At 47.6% G+C, this 9,318-nt stretch carries 4 protein-coding genes; 1 reads left to right on the forward strand and 3 read right to left on the reverse strand.

The features are described from left to right. Positions 1-75: 75 nt before the first annotated feature. Complete coding sequence (locus tag VN105_RS24425; RefSeq protein WP_325645163.1) at positions 76-2,832, forward strand: hybrid sensor histidine kinase/response regulator transcription factor; 2,757 nt, start codon at positions 76-78, stop codon at positions 2,830-2,832. A 65-nt stretch (positions 2,833-2,897) separates the two neighbouring features. Here VN105_RS24425 and VN105_RS24430 read toward each other — a convergent pair whose 3' ends face one another. The 3 genes from VN105_RS24430 to VN105_RS24440 all read right to left on the reverse strand — a co-directional run bounded on the left by VN105_RS24430 (position 2,898) and on the right by VN105_RS24440 (position 9,266). Beyond that, the gene (locus tag VN105_RS24430) at positions 2,898-4,820 is read right to left on the reverse strand and encodes a SusD/RagB family nutrient-binding outer membrane lipoprotein (protein ID WP_325645165.1); all 1,923 of its coding nucleotides are present in this window, start codon (positions 4,818-4,820) and stop codon (positions 2,898-2,900) included. A gap of 18 nt (positions 4,821-4,838) precedes the next feature. Beyond that, a complete protein-coding gene (locus VN105_RS24435; protein ID WP_325645166.1) occupies positions 4,839-7,949 on the reverse strand; it encodes a SusC/RagA family TonB-linked outer membrane protein in 3,111 nt (1,036 codons plus the stop codon). Between the two features lie 120 nt (positions 7,950-8,069). After that, a complete protein-coding gene (locus tag VN105_RS24440) occupies positions 8,070-9,266 on the reverse strand; it encodes an ROK family protein (RefSeq protein WP_325645168.1) in 1,197 nt (398 codons plus the stop codon). Positions 9,267-9,318 lie beyond the last annotated feature (52 nt).

The following is a 9,318-nucleotide window of genomic DNA, read 5'->3' on the forward strand; positions in this document are numbered from 1 at the left end:
TATATATAAACGTAGATATATTCTACTGCGATCCCTTTCAATTTTGTATCATTGTTTTTAGAAATAAGACCAAAATTGCCAGCACGATATCTCTATTTAATATGCCTTCCCCTGTTATTATATATAGCAGGATGCCGCCCGGAAACAGGGCCAAAGTACCGGATCGGATTTTCCCAGTGTACCGGTAACGACAACTGGCGCCGGAACATGCTTACAGAAATGAAGCGGGAACTTTTTTATCATCCGGAGATGCAGTTATTGTATCGTGATGCAGAAAGCGACAGTAAGCGACAGGTAGCACAGATCCGGGAACTGCTGGCAGGGAAAATTGATATATTGGTAGTGTCGCCTAATGAGGCGGCCCCGCTGGCGCCGGTAATTGCCACTGCATATGGGCAGGGCATCCCGGTGATCATCCTGGACCGTAAAGCGGCCACCGATTCCTTTACCGCTTACATCGGGGGTGATAATTATAACATCGGCAAACTGGCCGCAGAATATATAGCCGCGCAATTGAACGGACACGGACGCATTATTGAAGTAACCGGTCTGCGGGGTTCTTCCCCTACTGTAGAACGGCACCAGGGGTTCCAGGATGCGCTCCTGCACTACCCCGGCCTGAAAGTGATAGCTACACTGGAAGGCAGCTGGGTAGCCAACAAAACCCTGGAAGCCGCTGCACACAACGACTCCGCCGTACAACAGGCGGATATCATTTTTGCACAGAACGATGTAATGGCGTATAGTATGTACCGTTATTGCCGGGAAAAAGGCAACATGCATACCCGTTTCATCGGGGTAGACGCCTCCCCTTACCCCGATGCCGGCATAGACCTCGTATCCCGCGATATCCTCAGCGCCTCGCTGCTGTACCCCAGCGGCGGCAAAGAAGCCATCAGCATGGCTGCCGATATCCTCTCGGGAAAAAAAGTACCACGCAATACCCTGCTGCAAACCGTACTGATCGACAGCAGCAATGTAAAGCTGATGCGGTTACAGATAGATAAGATACAGGCCCAGCACCAGGAAATAGAACAGCAACAATCGCTGCTGCAGGAACAACGTTCCCTGTACCAGGATCAGCAGCACCTGTTGCGCATTGTGGTGACCACACTGGGCATTGCTTTCCTGCTGGGTATTGTGCTGTTCTTTATTTTACGCACCAACCGGCGCATCAACCGGCAACTGAAACAGCAACGGGATGAGATCCTGCTGCAGCGGGACCAGCTGGTGGAAATGACTGCCAGGGCCCAGGAAGCCACAGAGGCCAAGTTTACCTTCTTCACCAATCTTTCCCACGAGTTCCGTACCCCGCTCACGCTGATACAGGCGCCGCTGGAAAACCTGGCGGGCAACAGGCAGCTCTCCTCTCCCCAGAAACAACAGCTGGAACTGATGCGGAGAAACGTGACCCACCTGATGCGGCTGGTGAACCAGCTACTGGAATTTCGCCGTATTGAAAGCGGGAAACTGCAACTGAAAGTAGCGGAAAACGACCTGCCCTCCTTTATGCTGGATATCATGGAAGCATATAAAGGTATTGCCGTAAAAAAGCATATCGACTTCCGCCTCATCAGCCGGCAACCCGGTATTAAAGCCTGGTTTGACCAGCACCTGTTTGACCGGGTGTTGTACAACCTGCTGTCTAATGCGTTTAAATTTACCGGCGATTACGGCAAGGTACATATCTATCTTGAACAACCTGCCGCCGGGCAGGAAGCAGTGATCCGCATTGAAGACGACGGCAGCGGCATGGATGAAAATACGCTGGCGCATGCATTTGAGCTATTTTACCAGAGCAGGAACAATGAACATAAAGGCACCGGCATCGGGCTGGCACTGACCCGGGAAATCATTTCCCTGCATCATGGCAGCATCAACGTAAAAAGCAGCAAAGGCGCCGGCACTACTTTCAGTATTACGCTGCCGGGCAGCTCCGCCCCTTTTGCCCCTGAAGAAATACAACAGGATGATGAACACATGAATGTGATCAATCATTCCCTGCATAGTTATACAGATGACCTGGACAACACGCCTGCGGAAGAATTGCCATTGGCCGTGCAAACTCACCCACATTCGGTATTACTGATAGAAGATCATCCGGACCTCAATCATTTCCTGTCCGATTTCCTCAGCGGGCAATATGAAGTGTTTCATGCCGGCAATGGTGAAGAAGGGCTCAGGCTGGCCTTTGAACATATACCGGACCTCATTCTTTGTGATATCATGATGCCGGGTATGGATGGCATCCAGGTACTGCAAACATTGAAAAAGGATATCCGTACCTCCCATATCCCCGTGATCCTGCTAAGCGCCAACAGCAGCGAAGAACAACGGATAAAAGGCATGCAGCATAACGCAGACGCCTATATCAGTAAACCTTTCCATCTGAAGTACCTGGCGGAAAGCATCAGCAGTATGCTTAATAACCGGGCTTTACTGAAAGACCACTACATTGCAGAACCCGAAACCCGGGTACACAGTGCGCAGTCCAGCAAGCCTGACCGCAGGTTTATAAATGATTTCACAGCCATTGTGGAAAAGAACCTGGGCAACGACCATTTCGGTGTGGAAGATATTTGCCAGGAACTGGCTATTTCAAAAATGCAGCTATACCGTAAGGTAAAGTTGCTGCTGAACTGCAATGTAAACGACTATATCCTGGAAGCGCGGGTTAAAAAGGGCCGGTACCTGCTGGTCAATTCCAAACTATCAATTGCAGAAATAGCCTACGAGTGCGGCTTCTCCTCTCCTGCTTATTTTTCTACCGTATTCAAGGCGCGCACACAGCAAACGCCGAAGGCATTCAGGGATAAAAAAGGCGAAGGATGATCATATAAAAGAAATGGCCTGCCGGAAAGATATCCGGCAGGCCATTTTTACAAGTGAACGGCAAGTTATGGTTTCTTAGCCCACCATAATGGTGTTAATACTTCATCTCCTCCGCCCGGCAATGCGGCTATAGCCTGTTCATATCCATGCGCGTTGGTATTCTTCAGGGAAGAAGGATACTTGATACGCTGCGGAAAGAACTTCACATTGCTGGTCATATAATTGGAATTGTTCAGAGCAGGCAAGGTGATGATTGTTTTTTCGATAGTGGTATTTTCGAAGAAAGGCAATCCCAGCCTGCGTTGATCGCTCCATCCTTCCAGCGGCAGCCAGGGCACCTGGGCGATATATTTCTGTGTGATGATTTTAGTCAGCAGATCGTTTTTCACCGCACCATTTTTATACAGGTTATTCACCGGGTATTTAATGGCCACAGTGCCTGCTGTGCCGGTATAACCATTCTTAAAATTCATGGTATGCGTGGCTGGCGGTTCTGCGGTATGATCCCAGCTTACAGATGTACCGGTCATGTTATAGCCTGTAGACGCCAGGTAAGTACCCAGGAAGCCGGACACGCCCCAATACTCAAAGCTTTGCGCGATCGCTTTCTCATACGCTGCTTTCCCGGAAACGGGCACTGTCCATCCTCTCACTGCGGCTTCTGCCATCAGGAAGTTGGTTTCCCATGCTGCAAAGAAGATGCGTTTATTCTGGCTGTTACGGAACTGTTGTCCCAGGCGTGGTGATGCACCGGGGAAAGCGAGCCACCTGTTCTGTGTGCCTTTAGTGCCCCAGTCGCCCAGGTTGGAACCATTCCAGGTAAATTTAGCCTCCAGTGTTTTAACAGTAGCGCCGCTGGCATTTACCAGGTTACGGGCTGTTGTTTCCCAGGTAGGGCGGTCGTATGAAGGATATTTACTGAAGTTTGGATTTACAAAGTCGCCCGGCAGGATAAACGCCTTGTAAGCGCGGGGATCAACGGTTTGCGGTATACCATCGAACCAGAATCCTGCAAACGGATCGTTGGACATAGTAGAGAAGTGATCGGTCATTTGCAGCCCGGCCCAATCTGCCGGTTTAATATACGACTGATAACTTGCGCCCAGCTGATCGGCTGATTTTACGCCACCCAAACCGGTGTAAAGATTTTCCAGTGTAGTGGAAAGGGTCTGGTCATTCCACTCGCGGCTCATTACACCGGAAAGCGGGTCCCATCCTGGTTTTTCCTGCACCTGGAAATTATCGGTCATTTCGGCGATCAGGTCGCCCTTAACAGCATCTTCAAATTCGGTTTTGGCTTTTCCCCCGTCTACTTCTGATAAACGCATGGCCAGGCGGAGCCGCATGGAATTTGCATAACGTTTCCATTTTGCAAAATCATAGGCATACGCAGGATCCAGCAGTTTAAGATCTTCTGTTGGAATAATGGCGGTATTTAATTTGGAGCTGGCATCTTTCAATTCATCCAGCATAAAATAATATACCTCTTTCACGCCGGCAAATTCCGGGTTGGAGCCTTTGAAACCGTCGATGGGAATAGGACCGAAGTTGTCCGACAATTCGCTCATCAGGTACACACGCCAGATGCGGGCTACCTGTTTCAGGTTGTCTGTATATTCTTTAATATCTCCTGCCTTGATTTTGGCATCCGCCACCTCAATCGCTTTATTGATATTGGTAAGCCAGCTGGAGCTGTATTTGTAATATTCAGTAGCCCAGCCATCATCGGAAACACCGTCCACAATATCACCGCCACCGGCAAGCTGTTGGTGGGCAGCGCTTTTCCAGAACAATACGAAAGAACGTTCCGCAATATTCGGATCCATTTGTGCGCCGATGATGGAATTATTAATAAAGTATTCCACCTGCACCTGGGTGTCGTCCGCTTCTTTCGGCTGTTTATTGATCTCTTCGAATTTACTGCAGGCAGACATCAACATCACAAAGGCAGCCAGCGCCCAGCCTGATTTTATGAGTATCTTTTTCATTTCAATTACAGTTAAGTGTTAAAAACTAAGGCTCAGGTTCACCAGGAAAGTGCGGGTTGTTGGAGGCGCACCATTTTCATAACCGGTAGCATTATTACCAACGGAGAAAACTGATTCCGGGTCAAGGCCGCGCATATGGCTGGAAATCATCCATACGTTATTGCAGGATACGCCTACACGGGCCGCCTGGATACCTGATCTGCCCAATACTTTTTTAGACAGGTTATAACTCAGCTGAACGTTCCTGAGACGGATGTTGGAGGCGTCGTACATATTCAATTCGGTGATACCGATATTATCAGCGGTAACTGCCTGCCAGTATTGTTGCTGTGTAATAGATTTTGTATTCGGGGCATATCCGCCGCTGCCATTTTCCACTACACCAGGAACTACCATATCAGGTCTTTCACCGTTTGGTGCAGTAACAGCAGCAGTACCGTTGCGTTGCATCAGCACCTGTGTGGAAGAAAACATATCTCCGCCTATACGGGCATCAACGAGGAATGCGAGGCTGAAATTTTTATAGGCAAAGCTGTTGGTGATACCTAATAAAGCTTTCGGCTGCTGGTTGCCTAAACGAACGTTTTCTTCACCGGCTACAGGGCGGCCAGCCGCATCCAATAACCATTGTCCGAAATACTCACTCTTAGGATCAGTTACCCTGCGCACTTTTGTTCCGTAAATTTCACCATACAGTTGCCCGGTATTTCCATTAATGGCAAGATCGTCGAAACCTCCCAGCGGATACACATTTACACCTTCTGCACTGTTAATGTCAATGATCTTGTTCCTGTTCATAGACAGGTTACCGGAGATATTCCAGAGCAGTCCTTTAGGGTTCTGAAGAATTTTGGCATCTGCCATAATTTCGATACCGCTGTTCTGGATGTTACCTGCATTCATTTTCTTTTTCTCATAACCACTGGCGGGGTCCATAGGCAGTTCGATCAATTGCCTGGTTGCATTCGATTTGTAGTAGGTAACATCTATACCAAACCGGTTGTCAACAAAACGAAGCTCTGTTCCGAACTCTATTGATTTGATCAACTCACTGCGCACATTTTTATCATAGTAAACTGGTTTTGTACCTGCAGTGAGGTTACCATTCGGATCACGGTTAATCTGGTAAGTGTTATAAAGCTGATAAGGTTTTAAGCTGTTACCAACTGCTGCGTAAGAAGCTCTTACTTTACCGTAACTTAACCATTGTGGCAATGTTTTAAACTGTTCGGTGAACAGGTAGGCCAGTGTTACAGAAGGGTAAAAGAAGGAGCGGTTTTCAGGGCTCAATGTAGATGACCAGTCGTTACGTGCTGTCGCATCCAGGAACAGGTAACCATCCCAGTTAACACCACCGGTTGCATATACGGAGTTGATCCGTTGTTCCAGGATGTCGTCTGTTACAACAATAGCTCCCTTTGCGTTGGTAATGAGGAACAGGTTAGGCACCACCAGTTCACCTGCGCTGTTTCCAACCCGGGACGACTGCTGTTTCATCAGGTTGCCGCCCACGCTGAGGTTAGCGCCCAGTTTACCGAACAGGTTATCTTTCTTTGCAGTGATGAGCGTACTGTAGTTTACTTCAGAGAATGAAAATTTCTCGTTGCTGTAGCTTCCGTTAATCGGAGCCGGGCTACCCGCGTATACTTTAGTTTCCGCGTTGGTATTGTAAATATCAGCACCTGCTTTTACTTCTGCATTTAACCAATCGGTGAACTGGTATTTTATGCTTCCACTCATAAGAAACCGGCTACGGATATCTTCATTCAGATTGTATTTGGTGGCCCAATAAGGATTTACCTGGTTACCGATACCATACCAGCGCATCTTGCCAAATTCATCTACAGGGTCTTTAAACTGCCGGATATCCAGGGAAACCGGCATGGTATAAAGCAAACCGGAGTAGTTCCTGCTGTTTACGCCTGTAGCTAACCTGTTCTGGGCATTGGTGTTGGAATACTGTACTTTAAAATCTGTAGATAAACGTTCAGATGCTCCATACTTGCTGGTTACCCTGGTGGTAAGGTTCAAACGGGAAAGCTTGGTTCCCGGCACCATACTTTTATCATTCAGATAATTCAGGGAGGTATATACAGATGTTTTATCCAGTTGTTGCTGGAAGGAAATATTCTCTGTATGGTTTACGCCCGTATTAAAGAAGCGGCTGATATTATCATAAGCGCGTACCGGTTCTGTTTTTCCTTCCCAGTTTGGTAAGCTCTGACCTTCGATTTTTGCGCCCCAGCTGGTACCTTTTTCTTCATCAAAAACATTATCCAATCCTTGTGAGAAGCTTTTCTGCATATCCGGTTTCGTGAATATGCTTTCGAAACCAAGTGTAGATGAAACAGAAAGGCCCAGGCCATTTGTTTTTTTACCGGTTTTAGTGGTGATGAGGATCACACCGTTACCGGCACGGCTACCATACAGCGCCGCAGCAGAGGGGCCTTTCAGTACAGACATGCTGGCGATATCGTCCGGATTCAGGTCGGATAAACCGTTACCCATATCCATTCCAGGGTTCCATCCGTCGTTGTTTTCACGTGCGGCACCAATGAAGTTGTCCATAGGAATACCATCCACCACAATTAAGGGTTGATTAGTACCTGTGAGCGAGTTGTTTCCGCGCAGGTTAATTTTAGAAGAACCTGCAGGGCCGGTACTGGAGCGGATCACCTGTAAACCTGCTACCACACCGGTTAATGCGTTGGTAACGTTGGTTTCATGCGCCTCCACCAATGTGGAGCTTTTTACTTCCTGCATGGAATAACCCAGCGATTTTTTCTGGCGGGAAATGCCCAATGCAGTTACCACCACCTCGTTTAAACCTTTGGAAGCATCTTCCATAACAAGGTGGAGGTTAGCGGATGCGGGTACTTCCTGTGTAGTAAATCCTACACTGGAAATAACCAATACAGCGCCCGGTTTTACCTGGAGTTTGAAAGCTCCTTTTTCGTCGGTTGTAGCGCCATTGGTTGTACCTTTTTCAATGACTGTTGCATAGATAACGGGAGCGCCGGAAGCGTCTTTCAGGGTACCTGATACCCCTACTTTTTCCTGTGCGTAAACGCTTTGACAGCACATCGCTACTAAGCATGTTAGTAGCAGAAAGCCTAGCCACCTTTTCATTACTGTGAATTTAGATGTGGATAAATAATCAAGGCATAGTTTCCCTGACTGCATGGGAAATCCTCATGCAACAGTTAGCAACTGCCTCATGTTTGATTGATATTACAAGTGAACGTGTTATTACTCTGTTTTACTAAGCTGGCCTTTATCGAGGTGTTCCATAACAAGTGCTGCCGCTCCAAGTCTTTCTGCGGCGTACCCCAAAGGCGATATCATCATTTCTATATTTTCTGCAATTTTTGGTATACAATGCTCATTTAACGCATGCTGTACAGGTGCCAGCCATAATTTCCCGGCCAATGTTCCTCTCCCGCTTAAAATGATCAGGTTTGGATTCAACAAGTGAATAAGTATAGCGATGCCGCGCCCGATATGATAACCCGCCTGCGATATTAATTCTACCGCGTAATTATCTCCCTTTACCGCTGCATCCATAATTTTTCTAAACGTGTTGTCGCGGTTATCCATCGACAAATTTTTCATAACAGTGGTTCTTCCTTCACTGATGCCTGCCACTGCTTTCTCCGCAATCACCGATAAAGATGTTTCTGTTTCCAGGCAACCCATCTTTCCGCAACTGCAGATCTTATTATTGGTAAAAAGCGGGATGTGTGAAAATTCACCTGCAAACCCGTTTTCTCCCCTGAAAAGCTCTCCGTTCAGCACCATCCCCAAACCAATACCCCAGCCAATATTAATCACCAGCGCATTCTGGCGGTTCCGCGCTGCTCCCAGTTTCCACTCTGCCAGTGCAATCAGGCTGGAATCATTATCAATGATCACCGGCACACCGGTAAGCGCTTCAAGATATCCGCTGATACTTCCGTACTGCCTGTCAAAGAAAGAATAGTTAATGCCTTTTGTTACATCTACAAATCCCGGCATCCCGATGCCAATACCGGCAAACTTTTCAACCGGTATGCCTGAAGCATCTATAAACGTTTTCAACTCCTGCCCCAATTGTGCGATCGCATCCGGGTTCGCCGATAAATCCAACGATACCAGGCGCTCTTCTCCCACTGTCCTGTTCTGCATATCCAGTATGCTGATACTGGTTACAAACTGGTCCATGGCCACAGACAGGATATACAGGTAGTCCGGCTTTACAGAATACATCTGCGGACGGCGCCCTCCCGTGGAAATGGCATAACCGGATTCCAGCACCAGGCCACTCTTCACCAATTCATTCAAGGCTTTGGTTGTATGCGGAAGACTCCTGCCGGTAAGCAGTGTGAGATCAGCACAGGACAATTCCTTGTTAAAGTACAGGTGTTTTAATAACGTTTTTTTGAATATTTCCTGGCGATCAGACACCATTAGACGATTGTTTGCTTCAGTTTAAATCTACATCAATTTGGTACAAGTGAAC

The sequence above is a fragment of the Chitinophaga sp. genome (assembly GCF_035564935.1).
In the GTDB taxonomy this organism is placed as follows: Bacteria; Bacteroidota; Bacteroidia; order Chitinophagales; family Chitinophagaceae; genus Chitinophaga.